Source organism: Limnohabitans sp. TS-CS-82 (assembly GCF_002943475.1).
In genome coordinates this window covers 61,948-82,381 of record NZ_PTQX01000003.1, presented here as the reverse complement: position 1 = coordinate 82,381, position 20,434 = coordinate 61,948, and the positions used below count along the sequence as shown (strand labels likewise).

Annotated in this window: 7 protein-coding genes; all 7 read left to right on the top strand. The window is 57.4% G+C overall.

The features are described from left to right. The first annotated feature begins 155 nt into the window (after window positions 1-155). The gene (locus C5F52_RS08465; RefSeq protein WP_161499671.1) at window positions 156-11,747 is read left to right on the top strand and encodes an S-layer family protein; all 11,592 of its coding nucleotides are present in this window, start codon (window positions 156-158) and stop codon (window positions 11,745-11,747) included. Window positions 11,748-12,180: 433 nt separating this feature from the next. Further along, complete coding sequence (locus C5F52_RS08460; protein WP_104798164.1) at window positions 12,181-12,417, top strand: antitoxin; 237 nt, start codon at window positions 12,181-12,183, stop codon at window positions 12,415-12,417. An 11-nt stretch (window positions 12,418-12,428) separates the two neighbouring features. Continuing rightward, on the top strand, window positions 12,429-12,818 hold the full coding sequence (locus tag C5F52_RS08455) for a type II toxin-antitoxin system VapC family toxin (protein ID WP_236657785.1): 390 nt from the start codon (window positions 12,429-12,431) through the stop codon (window positions 12,816-12,818). After that, window positions 12,815-14,005: an OmpA family protein gene (locus tag C5F52_RS08450; protein WP_104797919.1), complete on the top strand. Its 1,191-nt coding sequence runs from the start codon at window positions 12,815-12,817 to the stop codon at window positions 14,003-14,005. Before C5F52_RS08455 ends, C5F52_RS08450 begins: the two co-directional genes overlap by 4 nt. Before the next feature lie 13 nt (window positions 14,006-14,018). Next, entirely contained in the window at window positions 14,019-16,802 is a 2,784-nt protein-coding gene (locus tag C5F52_RS08435) for an Ig-like domain-containing protein (protein ID WP_161499670.1), read from the top strand. A gap of 146 nt (window positions 16,803-16,948) precedes the next feature. After that, complete coding sequence (locus C5F52_RS08430) at window positions 16,949-18,253, top strand: TolC family protein (RefSeq protein ID WP_104797915.1); 1,305 nt, start codon at window positions 16,949-16,951, stop codon at window positions 18,251-18,253. Between the two features lie 17 nt (window positions 18,254-18,270). Then, entirely contained in the window at window positions 18,271-20,424 is a 2,154-nt protein-coding gene (locus C5F52_RS08425; RefSeq protein WP_104797914.1) for a type I secretion system permease/ATPase, read from the top strand. Window positions 20,425-20,434: the final 10 nt, after the last annotated feature.

Below are 20,434 nucleotides of genomic sequence, written 5' to 3'. Positions count from 1 at the left end.
TTGGTATGAGATCTAAGTACGCTGTTAGATATGTGAGCTAAGTGCATGTAAATGCAGTAGTTTTAACAATATTTAATACCTCTTAGGTAGTCATTTCATAAGAATACGGGCCAGTTCTCAAAGACATTCAATCCCCAATGAAAGGCTCGTCCTACATGAGTAAAACTATCAAAGCGCTTGTACAAAATAATACAGGCGAAGTGACCGAAACCCTTGACGTGGTGCAAGGCGCGGGTGACAAGGGAAATCCCGCACGTTTGAAGGCGGTGCGCGGCGCACGCTACCAATTAGAAGATCCCGCAGCCAACAACACCGGCCCCGACAGTGTGCGCACCAAGCGCGTGGGCAAACACCTGAACGTGATGTTGGAAGGTAGCACCGAGCCTGATTTGATCGTCGAAAACTACTACGACGACGCGGTGATGGTGGACGCATCGGGTGGCCTGTATGGCCGCGCCGAAGACGGCAATTTGTACGAATACATTCCTGAAGACCCCATCGTTGCCAACTTGCCCGTGGCCTTGGCCGATGGCGGCGTGCCTGTGAGCCAAGTGTTGGGTGGCGGGGCCGTGGCCTCGACGTTCCAGTTGGCCGCTTTGCCGTTGTTGGCAGTCGGTGGCGGCGCTTTGTCGGGCGGTGGCTTGTTGGCCGCGGCTGGCGTGCTGGGTGCTGCAAGTTTGGCGGGCGGTGGTGGTGGCACTACCCCAACCGGTAGCTTGGCGAATGCGCCCGATTTGTTGGCATCTGCTGACACGGGCGTGAGCAATACCGACAACATCACGGCCAACACCAAGCCTGGTTTTAACGTGGGCGTGGTGCCTGCGGGTTCTACGGCGCAATTGGTGGTCGACGGTGCGGTGGTGCCCAGCCAAGCCACGTTGGATGCCGATGGCAACACCATCTTGACGCCCGCAGCCGCATTGACCGAAGGCCCACACGCGCTGGCTTTCAATTACAAAGATGCCCAAAACGTGGTGAGCGGCAACAGCCCCGCGATGACCGTGACGATTGACTCGCAGTCCCCCGCCGCACCGGCTGTGGCCACCGCGCCAGAAATGGCCGACGGCGTGATCAATGGCAGTGACGCCGTGGACGGCACCGTCATCGCTGTGCCTTTGACCGGCACCAACGCGGTCGAAGGCGACACCGTGACCGTGACGGTCGATGGCGTGGATACCAGCTATGTGCTGAAAGCGGCCGACATTGCTGCCCAAACCATCAATGTGGCTGTGCCCAACGCTGTGTTGGTGGCCGCAGGCCAAGGCGCAGCGGCGGTGACCAGTTTTGTGACCGACGTGGCGGGCAACAAGAGCCCCTTGAGCGCAGCCCTGAGCTTGAACATCGACACCAAAGCGCCCACCGCGCCCGGCGTGGCAGTGATTCCCGAAAACAGTGCAGGTGGCGTGAACGCTGCCGAAGCCGCAGACGGTGTTCTGGTGAGCATTTCGATTGCGGCAACAGGTGCTGTGGCGGGCGATGTGTTGACGGTCATGGTTGATGGCGTGCCCACACCTTACACCTTGACGGCGCAAGATTTGATTGATGGCGTGGCTCGCGTGCTCGTGCCTAAATCGGTGATTGATGCGGCTGGCCAAGGCTCGGCCACGGTCATTTCTACCTTGACCGATGCCTCGAACAACGTGAGTGCGAACAGCCCCACAGCACTCATCAGAATCGACACCTTGGCGCCCAACAAACCAGGCGCACCCGTGGTGCCTGAAAACGCGGACGGCGGCATCAACATCGCTGAATCGGCGGATGGCACACCCGTTGAGGTGAGCTTGGTGGGCACCAACGCTTTGGCGGGCGACAAGTTGACCGTCATCATCGATGGCGTGTCCACGGTCTACACCTTGTTGGCCACAGACATCACGGCTGGCAAAGCCATCGTCACCGTGCCTGCTGCCGTGTTGGCTGCCGCAGGCCCAGGCCCTGCTTCCGTCACCGCCACGCTCACCGATCCGGCTGGCAACGTCAGCGTGCCGAGCGATGCCACACCCATCAACATTCAATCGGCATTGCCATCCGCACCTGCTGCGCCTGTGGTGCCAGAAGCTGCTGGGGGTCTTAATGCGGCAGAAGTCGTAGACGGCACACCTGTTGAGGTGAGTTTGACCGGCACGGGCGCCACCCCTGGCGACACCGTGACCGTCACGGTCGATGGCGTGCCCACGGTTCACACCGTGACGCAAGCCGAAGTGGACGCAGGCAAAGCCGTTGTGACCGTGCCACCCGCCGTGTTGGCCGCAGCAGGTCAAGGCCCTGCCAGCGTCACGGCCACCGTGACCGTTGCGGGCAACACCAGCCCAGCCAGCCCTGCGACCACGATCACCATCGACACAGTAGCCCCTACAGAACCAGTAGCCCCTGTGGTGCTTGAGGCCGCAAACGGCGGCATCAATGCAGTCGAAGCCGTGGACGGCACACCCGTTGAGGTGAGCTTGGCTGGCACAGGTGCTGTGGCTGGCGACGTGGTCAAAGTCATCGTCGATGGCGTGAGCACACCGCACACCTTGACGCAAGCCGAAGTGGATGCAGGCAAAGCCATCGTCACCGTGCCTGCTGCCGTGTTGGCTAGCGCAGGCCAAGGCCCCGCCGAAGTGACGGCGACCATCACCGACGCAGCAGGCAACACCAGCCCACCCAGCCCCGCAACCACGATCACTATCGATACCGTGGCCCCTGTTGCACCAGTTGCCCCAGTCGTCGCAGAGAACGCAGGTGGCGGCATCAACGTGGTTGAAGCTGCAGACGGCACCGTGGTGGAAGTCAGCTTGGCTGGAACCAACGCAGTAGCTGGCGACAAAGTGACCGTCACGATTGACGGCACACCGACCGACTACATCTTGTTGCCCGCCGACATCACGGCTGGCAAAGCCATGGTGCCCGTTAGCGCTGCGGTGCTGGCTGCTGCAGGTCAAGGCCCCGCGACTGTGACAGCAACGATCACCGACGTGGCAGGCAACACCAGCGCACCCAGCCCCGCGACCACGATCACCATCGACACCGTGGTTCCTGTTGCACCAGCTGCCCCCGTGGTGGCAGAGAACGCAAACGGCGGCATCAATGCAGTCGAAGCCGTGGACGGCACACCCGTTGAGGTGAGCTTGGCTGGCACAGGTGCTGTGGCTGGCGACGTGGTCAAAGTCATCGTCGATGGCGTGAGCACACCGCACACCTTGACGCAAGCCGAAGTGGATGCAGGCAAAGCCATCGTCACCGTGCCTGCTGCCGTGTTGGCTAGCGCAGGCCAAGGCCCCGCCGAAGTGACGGCGACCATCACCGACGCAGCAGGCAACACCAGCCCACCCAGCCCCGCAACCACGATCACTATCGATACCGTGGCCCCTGTTGCACCAGTTGCCCCAGTCGTCGCAGAGAACGCAGGTGGCGGCATCAACGTGGTTGAAGCTGCAGACGGCACCGTGGTGGAAGTCAGCTTGGCTGGAACCAACGCAGTAGCTGGCGACAAAGTGACCGTCACGATTGACGGCACACCGACCGACTACATCTTGTTGCCCGCCGACATCACGGCTGGCAAAGCCATGGTGCCCGTTAGCGCTGCGGTGCTGGCTGCTGCAGGTCAAGGCCCCGCGACTGTGACAGCAACGATCACGGACGTGGCAGGCAACACCAGTTCACCGAGCCCCGCAACGGCCATCAACATCGACACCCAAGGTGGTGGCGTTAACACCGCCGTGACCTTCACAGGTTTGACCGTCGACGTGCCAACTTTGACCGTGGGTGACTCCAAAGACACGGGCAGCAGCGCGACCGACTTCATCACCAGCGACCGCACCTTGACCATTCAAGGCACGGCCTCTGGTTTCAGCAACTTTGGCGCAGCAGCTAACGACAAAGTGTGGGTGCAAATTTTGGCCCCCGATGGCGTGACTGTGGTGGCCGAAGGCGCCGTGGTGCCCGATGCATCAGGCGTGTTCACGTTCAGCAACCAAGCCATCAGCTTGCCCGATGGCAAGTACACCATCAAGACGTCGATCGTCGACGGCTTGGGTAACTTGGTCAAAGCAGGCGACAACCAAGCTTTGGTGATCGACGGCAGTGGTGTCAGTAATCCCGGCAACACACCGAGCACGGTGGACACCAACACGGGTGTGAGCTTCAACAGTTTGTCGATTCACGACGTGGCAATGGGCTCGACCGACTCGGGCAGCAGCAACACCGACTTCATCACCAACGACAACACCTTGGTGATTGAGGGCAACGTGACGGGCTTCACCAGCACCGGCGGCACAGCGGGTGACCAAGTGCGCGTGCAAATTTTTGCAGCCGACGGCACCACCGTGGTGGCGGAAAAGTTTGTCACCCCAGACGGCAGCAACCACTACGTGTTTGACAACAAGGCCATGACCTTGGCCGATGGCAAATACACCCTCAAAACATCGATCGTCGATGCGGCTGGTAACTTGGTGAAGGCCGGTGACGCGCAAGCGTTGGTGATCGACACCAACGACAGCGGTACCAACCCCGCCAGCAACCCCGGCAACCCCAACCCCGTCGATCCGAACGCGGCCAGCATCGTGTCGTTCTCGGGCCTGACCATCAACGGTCTGGGCAGCGACGACACAGGCTCCAGCAGCACCGACTTTGTGACCAGCGACACCACCTTGCTGATCACGGGCACAGTGAGCAATTACAGCGCAGCAGGCGGTGGCATTGGCGACAAAGTGTTGGTGCAAATCATGGCCGCCGATGGCGTGACCGTGGTGGCGCAAGGCTTTGTGACACCTGATGTGTTCACCGGTCAGTACACCTTTGACAACAAGGCCAATGCTTTGGCCGATGGCAAATACACCATCAAAACGTCCATCGTCGATGCGGCGGGTAACACCGTCAAACCCGGCGACAGTCAGCTTTTGGTGATTGACACCAACAACGGCGGCACCACCCCAGGTAGCAACCCCGGCAACGAGAATGGCCAGCCCAACTCAGCCGTGGACAGCAACACGGGTGTGACGTTCTCGGCGTTCTCCATCACCGACGCTGCCAAGCAATCGGCAGACACCGGCGCGAGCGCCACTGACTTCATCACCAACGACGCCACTTTGGTGTTCAAAGGCACGGCGGCAGGCTTCACCATCGCAGGCGGCGCAGCGGGTGACCGGGTGCGTGTGCAAGTGTTGGCGGCGGACGGCGTGACCGTGGTGGCGCAGCAATACGTGACGCCAGCAGGCAATGGCGACTTTGTGTTCGACAACACGGGCAACACTTTGTTTGATGGCAACTACACCGTCAAAGTGGCGGTGGTCGATGCGGCAGGCAACGTGGTCAAAGCGGGCACAGCTCAGCCTTTGGTCATCGACACCAGCGCGACCATCAACCCTGCCAATGCGAACGGCGTGGACACCAACACCGGTGTGTCTTTTGATCAGCTGAGCATCAACAACCCTTTCAGCGGTTCAAACGATGACGGCACCAGCACCACCGACTTCATCACCACCGATGGCACGTTGGCCATCACCGGTCATGTCAACAATTTCAGCGCCACGGGCGCCACGGCGGGCGACCGCGTGTTGGTGCAGATTTTGAACAACGTGGGCGTGGTGGTGGCGGAGAAATTTGTCATTCCAGACGGTAACGGCAACTACGCGTTTGACAACACTGCCAGCGGCTTGGCGGATGGCAACTACAAAATCATGACCTCGGTGGTTGACGCTGCGGGCAACACCGTGAAGACGGGGGACATGCAACCGTTGGTGATCAATGCGAGCGCGAGCAACGCGGTCAACATCACGGGCATCACCACAGACACCGGCGCAAGTAGCTCCGATCTCGTGACCAGCGATACCACCTTGGTGGTGTCGGGCAACGTGACGGCCTACATCGCTGCTTCGGGCAACCAAGTGCATGTCACGGTGTTGGCCTCTGATGGTGTGACCTTGGTGGTTGACCAATTTGTCACGCCCAACGCACAAGGCATTTGGTCGCTGGACAACACGGCCAATGCATTGATGAGCGGCCAGTACACCGTGCACGCTGAGTTGGTCAATGCCGCGCATGTGTCGCTCGGCGTGTCTAACACGCGTACCTTGGTGGTGGAAACCGCTGGCACGCCAGATGCTGCCTTGACGTTCTCGGGTTTGACCATTCACGACGTGGCCAACGGCTCGACCGACACAGGCGCGAGCAGCACCGACTTCATCACCAGCGACAACACGTTGATGATCGAAGGCAAAGTGACCAACTTCACCCCTGCTCATGCAGCCGCGGGTGACAAAGTGTTGGTGCAAATTTTGGCGGCAGATGGCACAACGGTGGTGGCACAGCAATACGTGACCCCAGATGCCCTTGGCAACTACGTGTTTGACAACAAGGCCAACAACTTGGCCGATGGCGACTACACCATCAAGACCTCCATCGTGTCGTTGGCGGGTAATTTGATCAAGGTTGGCGAGTCGCATGCTTTGGTCATTGACACCGCTGCGCCCGCTGCCCCATTGACGGCGCCTTTGAGCTACGTGGATAACGTGGGCCCCATCACCAACCCCGCCAGCACAGCACCCACCACCGACGACACCATGCCGGGTCTGAACATCGGCGCTGTGCCTGTTGGCACCCAGCCGCTGTTGTATGTCGACGGCACGGCTGTGCCCGCCACGTATGACCCCGTGACCGGTGTGCTCACGCCCACCACGCCTTTGACCGAAGGTCCACACGCCTTGACTTACGCGCTGACCGACCCTGCTGGGTTGATCAGCAATCCAAGTCCTGCGCTGAACCTGACCATCGACACCATGGCACCCACCAAGCCCAATGTGGTGACGGCCACCGATGACGCCGGTCAAGTGACTGGCCCAATTGCAGAGGGCAGCACGACAGACGACACCAAGCCCACTTTCAGCGGCACAGGCACCGCAGGTGACACCGTGGATGTGTACAACGGCCCCACCTTGTTGGGCACAGCCACTGTGGCGCCTAACGGGTCTTGGAGCCTCACGCCCACCACAGCGTTGCCCAATGGCGCGTACACCATCACGACGGTGGAAAAAGACCCAGCGGGCAACCCCAGCTTGCCGTCGGACCCGCTGCACTTCACGGTCAACAACACAGCGCCGATGGTGAGCATCACTTCGGTGAGCGACAACTTCGGCAGCATCACGGGCAATTTGACGAGTGGTGATGTGACCGATGACGCCACACCCACGTTCACAGGCACAGCCACAGCGAATGCGGTGGTGACGATCAAAGACGGTACAACCGTGTTGGGCACAGCCCAAGCCGATGGAACTGGGAACTGGACGTACACGCCGGCGTCAGCGCAGGCAGAAGGCCCGCACGCCTACACCGCCAGCGTGACCGTGGCAGGCAACACGGCCACCAGCACTAACTTTGCATTGACCGTGGACACGGCAGCCCCCGTCTTGGGCACCTTGAGCATCACCGACACGGGCAGCAGCCCAACCGATGGCATCACCAAGAATGGGACCGTCACAGTGGGTGCGTTGGAAGCCGGTGCGACGTGGCAATACAGCACCGACAGCGGTGTCACTTGGAACGCGGGGACAGGCACCAGCTTCACACTCGCCCAAGGCACTTACTCGGCAGGCGCTGTGCAGATGCGTGAAACCGATGCCGCAGGCAACGTGCAAACCGGTGCATTGATTGCGAAGAACGCAGCAGCGATCACCGTGGACACCACGGCTCCCGTCATCGGCACCTTGAGCATCGTTGACACGGGCAGCAGCCCAACGGATGGCATCACCAACAACGGCACCGTCACGGTGGGCGCCTTAGAGGCGGGCACCACTTGGGAGTACAGCACTGACAGCGGTGCCACTTGGAATGCAGGTTCGGGTACGAGCTTCGCATTGGCCCAAGGTGCCTATGCCGCAGGCGTTGTGCAGATGCGTGAAACCGATGTGGCAGGTAACGTGCAAACTGGCGCGTTGATTGCTAAAAACACAGCCGCCATCACCATCGACACCATGGCACCCACCAAGCCCAATGTGGTGACGGCCACCGATGACGCCGGTCAAGTGACTGGCCCAATTGCAGAGGGCAGCACGACAGACGACACCAAGCCCACCTTCAGCGGCACAGGCACCGCAGGTGACACCGTGGATGTGTACAACGGCCCCACCTTGTTGGGCACAGCCACTGTGGCGCCTAACGGGTCTTGGAGCCTCACGCCCACCACAGCGTTGCCCAACGGCGCGTACACCATCACGACGGTAGAAAAAGACCCAGCGGGCAACCCCAGCTTGCCGTCGGACCCGCTGCACTTCACGGTCAACAACACAGCGCCGATGGTGAGCATCACCACGGTGAGCGACAACGTGGGCAGCATCACCGCCAATTTGACGAGTGGTGATGTGACCGATGACGCCACGCCCACCTTCACAGGCACGGCCACAGCGAATGCGGTGGTGACGATCAAAGACGGCGTCACAGTTTTGGGCACAGCCCAAGCCGATGGAACTGGCAATTGGACTTACACGCCGGCAGCACAGTTGGGCGGTCTGCATAACTACAACGCCAGCGTGACGGTTGCAGGTAACACGGCCACCACCACAGACTTTGTGTTGAACGTGGACTTGATCGCTCCCGTCATCTCCGCCACAGGCAACTTAAGCTATGTGGACAACGTGGGTCCGATCACCAGCACCAACAGCACGGCAGCAACCACCGACGACACAACACCCGGCTTGAACGTAGGCACTGTGCCTGCGGACACTTCGCCTAAGTTGTATGTGGACGGTGTGGCTGTGGCGGCGACTTATGACCCCGTGACGGGCGCCATCACGCCCATCACGCCGTTGACCCAAGGCCCACACGCGTTGACCTACACCTTGGTCGACACGGCAGGTTGGGAGAGCAACCAGAGCCCCGCTTTGAATCTGACCATCGTGGGCAACCCCGTGTTCACCAGCGGTGCAACTGCAAGCGCAGCCGAAAACCTCGCCATCACAGCCACCGTGTACGACGCACAAGCCGATGGCGACACAGGCATCACCTACACCTTGACCGGTGCCGATGCCAGCAAGTTCAGCATCGACGCCAGCACCGGTGCGGTGAAGTTTTTGGCATCGCCTGACTTTGAAGCGCCGACAGACGCGGGCGCTAACAACGTTTACGACATCACCGTGCGCGCCACCAACGCAGCCGGCGCTTTCAGCGACAAAGCCGTGGCCGTGACCGTGACCAACGTGAACGACGCACCCGTGTTGTCGTTTGGTTCCAGCGTGAACTACAACGAAAACAGTGCGGCCACTGCCATCAACACCCTCATCACCGTGGCCGACCAAGACAACACGACGCTGACCAGCGCCACCGTGTCGATCTCGGGCGGTTACGTGGCCAACCAAGACGTGCTGAGCTTCACCAACGTGGCGGGCACGATGGGCAACATCGCGGCTTCCGTGGTGGGTGGCGTGATGACCTTGACTTCTGCTGGCAGCACCGCCACGCTCGCCGAATGGCAAGCCGCTTTGCGCGCGGTGTCGTACAGCAACACCTCGGACATTCCGAACACGGCTGCACGCACCATCAGCTACGTCATCAATGACGGCGCGTTGAACGCCACCGCGATCACCTCGATCCTGAGCGTGTTTGCGGTGAACGACGCACCTGTGTTGGCTTACTCTTATGTGGACAGCCATGCCTTGACCACCAGCACGGTGCCGACCGTGACGGTGACCGACAGCAGCCTGACGGCCACGACCAACAACACCAACGCCACTTTCACGCTGACCTTCAGCGAAGCCATTGATGCCAGCAGCTTGACGGCCGCTGACATCACGGTGAGCAACGGCACGCTGGTGTCGATGACACAGGTGGACGCCACGCATTGGACGGTGGTGGCTAAAGCGCCTATGTCAGGCACGGGGGTGATGGCGGTCAGTTTGGCTGACGGCGCGTACAAGAGCCTCGCGGGTGTGGACGGTTTGGGCGGTTCGGATACGCAAGCGTATGGCGTGGGCAGCCCTTCCACGGTCATCACAGGCACCTCTGCTGTTGACACGTTGATCGGCAGCGATGAGGCCGACACGATCACCCTCAACGGCGGTGCAGACCAAGTGTTTGCCGGCGCGGGTGACGACCAAATCATCATCAACGCCAGCAGCCTCAGCAGCATGGCGGTGGCTGGCAACGGCATGAAGATCGATGGCGGTGCAGGCATTAACACCCTGACGCTGGACATCCCGAGCGGTCAAAACCTGCTTGATTTGACCGATGCGACCACGGCTGCGAAATTGAGCCACATCAGCACCATTGATCTCGGTCGAAGCGACACAGCAAGCTTGGTCAGTAACTTCTTGCATTTGAGCGTGGACAACATACTTGCACTCGCCAGCGACTCGAAGATCTTCGTGGTCAATGGTGGTCAAGGTGACGGCGTTTACTTGGTCAACGCCAGCTTGTGGACCCATGCGCCTGAGGTGGTTTCGGGCATGGATCTTGATGCGCTCTATGGCTCAAGCTATGGCTTTGACATCGATGGCGCGTATTACGAGTACACGCTGAATGGCGCCACGCTCTATATGCACTACTACATGGGCGAGCCGAGCGAGCCCGACTTGAGTTTGGTCAACGCCTACAACGGCGGCGTGACCCAAGCGGTCACCATCGACAGCTTGTTTGCGGGCGGATTCACCGACGTTGAAACAGCCTTGGCCACGCCCCAAACCTTCCAAGGTGTGGCCGTCACGTTTGCAGGCACTGCCATGGACGCGTTGACCTTGGGCAAGTACCAATACCTCAACGCCAGCAACGCTTGGATCGACTTGCCCACGGGCTTGACCGACACCAACGCGGTGTACTTGGACCACGGCACGAAAATCCGCTTCTTGGCTGCGACCGGTAACTCGGCCATGGCCAAGCCCGACATGCAAGTGCGCTTGATCGACAGCACCTTGCCCGCCACGGTCAACGGCGCCACCATCGATGCGCACGTCAACGGCGGTATCACCCCATTCAGTGGCCAAGCCATGACCTTGACCGACCATGTGGTGGCCCACATCAGCGACAACGCCGCGTCTGTGGCGGCCAACGGTGGCACGGTGACTTACACCTTGACCTTCAGCGGCGCGGTGGACCCAGCCACCGTCACTTCGGCGGACATTGAGATCATGCACATGTCTAACTTGGGTGCTGTTTCGGGCGGCGCTGTGAGCAACTTTGTGTACGACCCGGTCTTGCAGCATTGGACCTTCAATGTGAATGCGCCTTCCAGCGGCAGTGGCACCACATTGATCAGCTTGCAAGATGGCACTTACACCAGCGCAACAGGCGTATTGGGCGCGGGTGCAACGGTGGCACAAACCTATGGCACGGCTGGCGCCACAGACTTGACCGCACACAGCCTCACCTTAGATGCCACGGCGTCTGGTGTGGTGGTCGATGCCACCCAAGTGGCCACGTTTGAAGCCATGCAAGGCGTCAGCACCGTGGACATCTCGGGGGGCGGTATCAACGCACTCAAGATCGATCTGCACGCCGTCATGGAAATGCCAACGATGGCCGACAACGCCACCACCACCGCGATCAACGAAAGTCACACCGTGGTGGTCAACGGTAACGGTACGGGGGCGCCAGATGCGTCTGATGTGTTGGGCTTGGTGGACAGCGCAAGCTGGACCACCTCGGCCACACACCTGACAGCCGCTAACTTGACCAGTGCGTATGGCAGTAACTTTGCCTTCACCTCGGGTCACCAGTACGCGCAATACACAAACGGCATGGCCACGCTGTTTGTGGATGAGCAAGTGTTCGTCTCTCCCATGTAATTGGGTCCGTGGGCTTGGTGCAATGCCAAGCCCACTCAGGATGTACACATCCTGTCGGTTGTCACTGAATCGCGCGCATCAGTGAGGCCAGCGTTACAAAAAAACCTCCAAAACCAATCTCTAAGTAACTTAATGGTTTCATTTTGTAATGCGCGATTAAATTTTTTTTGATATTTTGTAACTACTTTTGTTAAGACTCGTTAATACGAGACATAAAGTTAACACTTTACGAGTATGACCGGTTAAAGTACACCATCATGATAAGAAGAAGTAACTACTTATCAAGAATATCTTAACAAGACTTAACTCATAAAAGCATGAATTGTGTCAAAAATCGATGCGTTTAGTTACGTGTTGATACACAAACTGGAGGCACGCCATGAAAGAAGAGAAATCTACCAATTCGTTGTATTCGCAAGGGTACTGGTCAGGCTTGGCACGTACGCGCGCCACGCTCAAGGGCGCTACCAAAGCGTTTACCAAGATTTTCAAAAACGGCAATTCACAGGCTGTGCGCATCCCTGCTGAGCTGGGCTATAGCGCCTGGGACATCGACTTGGTCATCGAGCGTCATGGCGACGAACTTCACATCAAACCCGCACAGCGCCGCATGGGCAATGTGCTTGAAAAACTCACCAAGTTTTCTCCCAATTTCATGTCGAACGTATGAAACCAAAGTACATGCTCGATACACACATGTGTGTCTATCTGATGAAAGAACAGCCCATAGCCGTGGTCGAGCGTTTGGCCCCGTGCTACGTGGGCGATGTCGTGATTTCTGCCCTCACTTTGGCTGAGCTAGAGCTGGGTGTCGCGAGTTCGGGCCGTGAGTGTGCGCAAAACCGCATCGCACTCGACGGCTTTTTAGAAGACGTGTGGGTGGCTCCCTTTGGCGGCGAGGCAGCCCGAACGTATGGCGAGGTCAAAGGCCAAGCCAATGACAGCAAGTTAGACCCAGTCGATCAACGTGTGGCTGCCCACGCGTTGTCGCTGGATGTGACGTTGGTCACCAACCACGATGCGGATTTCGCAATGTATCCGGGCCTGCGGGTCGAAAACTGGGTGAAATGAACATGAAAAAAATCTTGGGTCTCGCATGTTTAGTTTGGGCCGTGAGCGCCACCGCGCAAAACGCCCAACCAGCACAGGCGTACCAGCAAACCTACGCTGACAACAACACCCCCGGGGTGACCAACCCGCTGGGCGGGACCTTCAAAGTACCACGCATGGTGGTGCCGCAGCAGGGCAGGGTGGTGTTCTACAGAAACGCCAACAGCACCAGCAAAAAAGTGGCCAGCGTTTACATCAACGGTAGCTACCACGCTTCACTCCAGCGTGGTGGCTACAGTGCTTTGTGCCTACCCCCCGTTAAGTTAGACGTGGCAGCCCGCATGCAGCAAAACGGACAAGACTTCCGTGACGACTACGACATCGTCAACGCGCTGGTGCTGCAAGGCAGCCAAGACGTGTTTGTGCGCATCAACGAGCAAGGCAATGGCCGCGCTGTGATGGAAGCCGTCAAAGCCGACATGGCCTTGCCTGAACTCGTCAAAACCCGCGAGCAGCAACACACCATTTCGCGTGTGGCCGAGGCTGTGCCTTGTATCGAAGACAGCACGCCCGCACCCAAGCCACAACCCCAAGAGCCCGTGTTCTACACACAGAACATCACCTTGGGCGCCGACGCTTTGTTTGCCTTTGGCCGCTCAGGCATCAACGACATCTCCGACAAAGGCCGCCGCACCTTGGACCACTTGATCGACCGCATCAAGACCGAGTTTGGCAGTGCTGATCGCGTGCACATGCATGTCGTGGGTCACGCCGATCCGTTTGGCAACCCCGAGAGCAACTTGGCGCTGTCTAAAGCCCGCTCCGCCACCATCAAAGAGTACTTCGTGCGCGGCGGCCTGCGCTCAGACCGCATCACCACCGACGGCAAAGGCTCGGCAGACCCCATCGTCAGCTGCTCTCGCGTGCAAAACGCCGCCAGCATTGAGTGCAACAAGCCCAACCGCCGCGTTGTCATTGGCGTGAAAGTGGAGCAAAAACTCGACGAAATGACCGAGCACAAAGCCGAAGTCGAAGAAGTCAAGCCTGCGCCCAAGCCCGAAGCCAAGTTGGAGCCCAAGCCCCAACCCAAGCGCAGCGATGACAACGCGACCGAAGGTGAAAAGTGGACGCCCCGTGGCAAGCCAGGCAAACCCGTTCGCGTCGTCCGTGCCGCGAAAACCAGCAAAACACCAGCCCCCCTCAACTGATTGAAAGAACACCATGCTCAAACAGTACAAAATTTTGGTCAATGAAGGCAAGGGCTCGGAAAACGTGCTCGTCACCGTGCCCGCAGGTGCTGGCGCCAGTGGCAACCCCACGCGCATTAAAGCTAAGCCAGACACGCGCTACGAACTGCAAGACGACCTCAAAGGCAAAGGCTTGGCGCCAGACCAAGTGCGCGGCAAACGCGTCGGCAAAAACCTGTACCTCATGTTTGAAGACAACGGCAAGCCCGACGTCATCATTGAGGGCTACTACGACCCCATCAACCTGCAGCAAGTGCCCACCATCGTGGGTAAAGCCGAAAACGGTTCGGTCTACGAATACATCCCGCACGACCCCGAGCTGTCCAGCATGAGCACCACGCTCAAAGACGGCTACACGCCAGCCATGCTCTCGCTGGGCGGCGGCCCCATTGCAGGCGGCGCGTTTGAGTTGGCTGGATTGCCCTTGGTGGCTGCGGCTGCTGGCGGCGGCTTGGGTGGATTGGGGTTGTTGGCTGCTGGCGTGGGTGCGGCGGCTTTGGGTGGTGGGGGTGGAGGCGGGGGTGGAACTGCTGGGCCAGTTGCGCCTAATGGTGGTGCTGCCCCTACTGTTCTCATTACAACTGATACAAATAACAATGGTGTAGTCAATAAGGCGGAATTAAATGGTGCCACAACATTTGCTGTTAGTGCCTCATTTGACAAAACCAAAGTAGCAGTGGGTGACAAGGTTGTTTTCACAGACGGTGGACCACCAGTAGTTATTAAAACAGTGGTACTTACGCAGGCCATGATTGATGCAGGTGTTGCGACTACAGAATTTGCTAAACCAGCCGAGGGTGGTACGTTAACCGTTAGTGCACTTTTACAACGAGATACTTTACCTTCGGCAAGCGATAAAGACAGTGCTATGTTGGATACAGTGTCAAATGCAGACCCAACAGATCCCACTGGAAGTAAAAGTCTTGCACCTGGAGTACTTATTACGACAGATGCAAATAACGATGGATATGTGAATATCACCGAGCTTGGCGGTGCCACCCAATTTAATGTAGATGTGACGTTCAAAGGCAAGGTGGTCGCTGGTGATACGGTCGTAATAACGGGCTCTAACAACGAATCTAAATCTATTATCCTGACTGCTGACGATATCAAAGCTGGAAAAGTAAGCGCTTTATTTACCAAGCCAGCAGATGGCGGTACACCGTTAACCGTAACAGCAATTATTAAAGATCAGAACGGCAACGATAGTCTGGCTGACTCAGATTCAGCCGCGCTTGATATTACGGCTCCTGATAAAAATACTCTTGTAGAGTTGGACCCAGCTAGCGATTTAGGTGAAAAGGGCGATTTAATTACGAGTGATGATACGCCAGATTTGTTGATTACTGCTGAGCTTGGTGCTACAGTTAAAGTGACACTTTTGGGAAATGATTATTCCGCTAATGCAAAACTTAATGCTGATGGTAAATATGTAGTGCCTGTAACAGATTCGTTAAAACCAGGCTTATACATACCTCAAGTGACTGTGACAGATAAAGCCGGAAACGTTTCATCATTTCCTGGAGCCCAGTTTGTAGTGACAAATGTGATTGTCAACGATGATAATAACCTTAGGGTCCAAGTTGATGGGGGGAAAATCAATGGCCCTCTTTCATCTTTGACAACTAAAATTCTCGGCAATGATTCTGATGTGTACTACGATCAGATCGTATCTCCTCAGAGTAACCAGTACTTATCGCCTGAGAAAAATTTGACCGTTCAATCAATGTCGTATTTGGGAAATGCAATAACCATTGGCGCTGATTTCCGTACAAATTATGGTATTGCCAATATTAAATCAGATGGCACTTTTACATATAGGGTCGATGCAAATCTTGCCGCAACACTAAGTGCAACTAAACCAGAATATGAGAGCTTTGTTTATTCAGCAGTAGATAAGTATGGATTGGTCTCGAAAAATACGGCAACAATAAAGGTTGCCGTATATGGCGATGCAAATCCGTCAGCATTAAGTTTGGTAACACTTCAAGGCGGGATACTTGGTTCAAATCAAATTTCAATTCTTAGTGGTCCCGGCGGGTATGGCCCAGGACAGTCAAATATTGTTGTTAACGATACTGATGTTTCGCAGAGTTTTTTAGATCCGGCCTTTATAAGCCCATCCGCTTTGAAAACCCATTCTGGAGATTTTGCGATAACTCTCCTAGGTAGTTCTAATAATGGTGCTCAACACTCTTACAAGTGGGACTACACACAATCTCTCGAAAACACTACAGGCACAACAGTGCACGATCTACTAACAGTTAATTCATTAGACGGTAATGCTTATCAAACCCTAGAGGTTGTGGTCGCTAAGTCTGGTGAGTTAGCCACTAATAAAATTCAGGATTTTTATTCGGCGACAGCTAGGGGCCTAACAGCATCCGGCTCTTCGTCTACGGATATTAAAGATACTTTGTTTTTAACGGCGGATGGTTTGATGCTTGACTTGACTGCAGCCACCTCAGTGGTTACAGGTATGGAAGTCTTGAATATTTCGGGTCAATCTAATAACAGCACCAATACCCTCAGAATTACGCTTGCGAATTTAACGTCGATGCATAGTAATCAACACAAGCTCTACATCATTGGAGACTCAGGCGATGCGGTCAATTTGGTTGGCGCAACTAATGAGTGGAAAGATTTAGGCACCGTCACTGAAAGCAACATCACTTATCACAAATATGGTAGTGGTATCAGTGGCGCAGATGAGTTGTTGATCCAAACCACAAACCAGATCTCCTTCAGCGCCACCTAACGATTTTGCAAAAAATGAGTGCCAAAACCACTCAAATCTAACAAAATCAATAAAAATGCCTTTTCTGTTCACAGAAAAGGCATTTTGCTTTTTTGAGTTACAATTTTTAGTAAATAAGTAACAAAAACAACTCCATTCGACAAATCATGAACACCAAACGTATCTTTCGGGCCCGCACCGCGGTGGCGTTGGCATTGTGTGTGTTGGGCGCGGGCGCCCAGGCGCAGTCGTTTACCGACGTTGTGCAAAACGCGCTCACTATTTACCCCAGTCTCATCTCGGCCAAGGCCAAGACCGATGCGGCGCGTTCCGACATTGAGCGTGCCCGTGCTGCGCATTACCCGCAGGTGAGCATGGGGCTGGCACATAACAGTTACGGCTCTGGCAAGTTGCCTGCCACAAGCAGTGTCAAAAGCAATGCGTCTACGCCGTCGGCACGTTTGAATTTGTGGTCAGGTGGCCGTATTGAGGCCGATGCCCGCCGCGCCGAGGCGTTGACCGAAGGCAGCGAGTTTCAAGAAGCGGTCACCCGCGACGACGTGGCGCAGCTAGCTGCCGAGGCCTACATCAACTGGGCGCGCTCTTTAGAGATGGCCGATTTGGCCAAGAAGAACTTAGAGTCCCACCAAGTCACGCTCAACGACATTCGCAAAATTGTGGATGTCGACTCAGGTCGCCGCATCGACTTAGAGCAAGCGCAGGTGCGCATGGACAACGCCAAGCTCATCAAGTTGCAGCGCGACACCGAGCTGTCTCAAGCCCGCCAACGCTTGAGCCGCTTTTGGACCGATCGTTTGCCTGCGTCGCCCTCGGGTTTGATCGAGTCGGTGCGCAATGGGGGGCGTTTGTACCAAGTGCCTGGCAGCTTTGACGAGTTACAAAACAACGGGTTTGACGACTTGCCAGCGATCGCGCAGCAACGCGCCCAAGTGCAAGCCGCAGAAGCGGCGGTCGAAATGGCGAAAGGCCAATACTGGCCCACGGTGGATGTGAGCGTGACGCGCCAAGCCAACCCCTACAACCTCAACAGTCGTCTTGAGCCGCAGATGGACACTTTCACCCAAGTGCAGCTGAACATGCCGTTGTACAACGGTGGCGGTACATCGGCACAAATTCAAACAGCGGTGAGTCAGCTGCAAGCCGCGCAGTTTGGCTTAGAAGAGACCCGTTTGTTGGCCCGTGAAAAAGCCAGCTTGGCTTGGCACGAGTGGGCCTCTGCCCGCGACCGCGCCACGCAAGGTGCCGAGCAAGCCCGCGTGGGCGACAAGGTGGTGGACGGTTACCGCCAACAGTTCCGTTTGGCGCGTCGCCAGTTGCTGGACTTGCTGAACATTCAGGCCGAAGCGTTTGGCTACCAAAGCGCAGCCACCTCGGCCTATTACGACGAGCACATTGCGCGCACTCGTTTGTTGGCGTCTATGGGTGATTTGGCCCGACGTTTCGCCCCTTAATTTCTACTTGGTCAGTTATGCGTACTCCAGAAAAAAAAGACGGTTCATCCGACACCTTGTTGGTGTGTTTGGCCATGGTGGCCAAGCATTTGGGCCACCCCGTGCATGTGCCGGCCATGCGCCAAGGCTTTGCCTTGGACGACCAAGGGCGCATCCCGCCTGAGGCGTATCCCGATTTGGCGCAACAACACGGCTTGATCGCCGGTTGGAGCCGCAAGCCTTTGGCCGACATTCCGAGCTATGTGCTGCCCGTGGTGGTGTCTTTGGTGGACGGCCGCTCCTGCGTGCTGCGCTCGCACGACGGCAACATGGCCACGGTGTGGTGGGCCGAAGGCGGCATGCAAGACGAGCAGGTGAACTTGCAGCAGCTGCAAGGCTTGGCCCGTGAAGAGGTGTTGGTGGTCAAGCTGCAGCCTAAGCGCAGCGACCAAACGCTGGCGCCCATGCAAGGCGCCGCGTTCAGCTGGTTCTGGGGCACGTTGTGGCGCTTCCGCCATTTCTATGTGGAGTCGATGGTGGCCACGGTGGTGGCCAACGTGTTGACCTTGGCCAGCGTGTTTTTCACGATGAACGTGTATGACCGCGTGGTGCCCACGCAAGCCTACGCCTCCCTGTGGACGCTGGCGATTGGCACGGCCATTGCCATCGTGCTGGAGTTCATCATGCGGTGGCTCAAAGCGCGCTTGGTCGACTTGGGCGGCAAGAAGGCCGACCTCGCCATCAACGCCACCTTGTTGCGTGAGGTGATGGGCATCCGCTTAGAGAACCGTCCACAGTCGGTGGGTATTTTTGCCAGCTCCATGCGCGACTTTGAATCGCTGCGCGACTTCTTCTCGTCGGCCTCCTTGGTCGTGTTGGCCGACATGCCGTTTGTGCTGTTGTTCTTGGGCATGATCGCCATGGTGGGTGGCCACTTGGTGTGGATTCCTGCGCTGTCGATGCCCGTGTTGATCGCCCAAGGTTTGTGGGCGCAAAAGCCACTCATGAAAGCCATGCGCGCCAACATGAAAGAGGCGGGCGACAAGCAAAGCGTGTTGGTCGAGTCGGTGCTGAATTTGGAGTTGCTCAAGGCGCACAACGCCGAGAGCTACTTGCAACGCCGCTGGGAAACGTCCAACAAAGCGGGCTCTGATTCGTACAAAGAAATCCGCTCACTCACCAACTGGATCATGGGCTTCACCACCGCTGTTTCGCAACTGGTGACCGTGGCCATGGTGGTGGTGGGTGTGTACATGATTCACGCCAACATGTTGACGCTGGGCGGTTTGATTGCCTCGGTCATCTTGGCCGGTCGTGCCATTTCGCCGCTAAGCAGCGTCATGTCGCTGGCCGCGCGTTACCAACAAGCGGTGTCGTCGCTGGAAACGTTGGATGGTTTGATGAAGCGTCCTCGCGACCGCGACATCAAGCGCACCTACGTCACGCCTGAGCACATCGCCGGTGGCTTGGAAGCGCAGGCCTTGGAGTTTGGTTACCCCGGTGAGCACGCCATTCCGGTCATCAAGCGTTTGTCGCTCAAGGTCGAGCCGGGACAACGCTTGGCACTGTTGGGTCGCGTGGGCAGCGGCAAGAGCACCTTGCTGCGCTTGATGGCAGGCCTGTACACGCCACTCGCGGGCAGCGTGCGTTTGGACGGTGTGGAGATGCAACAGATCGAGCCCGCCGAAGTGCGCAGCTGCATGGGCTATGTGGGCCAAGACCCACAACTGTTCATGGGCACCTTGCGTGAAAACATGGTGCTGTCTGAGGCTTGGATTTCAGACGCCAAGATCATTGAGGTCTTGAAGTCTTTGAACATGTACGACTTGGTGGCCTCGCACCCGCGTGGTTTGGACATGCCCATCACCGAAGCCGGTGGCGGCTTGTCGGGCGGTCAACGCCAGTTGCTGTCCATCGCCCGCATGATGCTGCGCGATCCGCAGTTGGTGTTCATGGACGAACCCACGGCCAACATGGACCAGAACACAGAAGCTCACGTCATCGCCGTGTTGGGCGAGTGGCTCAAGGGCCGCACCTTGTTGATGTCAACCCACCGCCCACAGTTGCTGGAATGGGCCGATTTGATTGGTGTGATCGAGGCGGGCCAATGCGTGGCTATCGGACCGAAACAAGAAATGATTGACAAGTTGTCGCGAGGCATCGACGTGAAAACGGCAGCCGCGCAACGCTAAGGAGTTTTGA

Excerpts from the sequence above, each read along its gene's own strand:
- C5F52_RS08465 (WP_161499671.1), top strand. The coding sequence starts at position 156 with ATGAGTAAAACTATCAAAGCGCTTGTACAAAATAATACAGGCGAAGTG.
- C5F52_RS08455 (WP_236657785.1), top strand. The coding sequence starts at position 12,429 with ATGCTCGATACACACATGTGTGTCTATCTGATGAAAGAACAGCCCATA.
- C5F52_RS08450 (WP_104797919.1), top strand. The coding sequence starts at position 12,815 with ATGAACATGAAAAAAATCTTGGGTCTCGCATGTTTAGTTTGGGCCGTG.
- C5F52_RS08435 (WP_161499670.1), top strand. The coding sequence starts at position 14,019 with ATGCTCAAACAGTACAAAATTTTGGTCAATGAAGGCAAGGGCTCGGAA.
- C5F52_RS08430 (WP_104797915.1), top strand. The coding sequence starts at position 16,949 with ATGAACACCAAACGTATCTTTCGGGCCCGCACCGCGGTGGCGTTGGCA.
- C5F52_RS08425 (WP_104797914.1), top strand. The coding sequence starts at position 18,271 with ATGCGTACTCCAGAAAAAAAAGACGGTTCATCCGACACCTTGTTGGTG.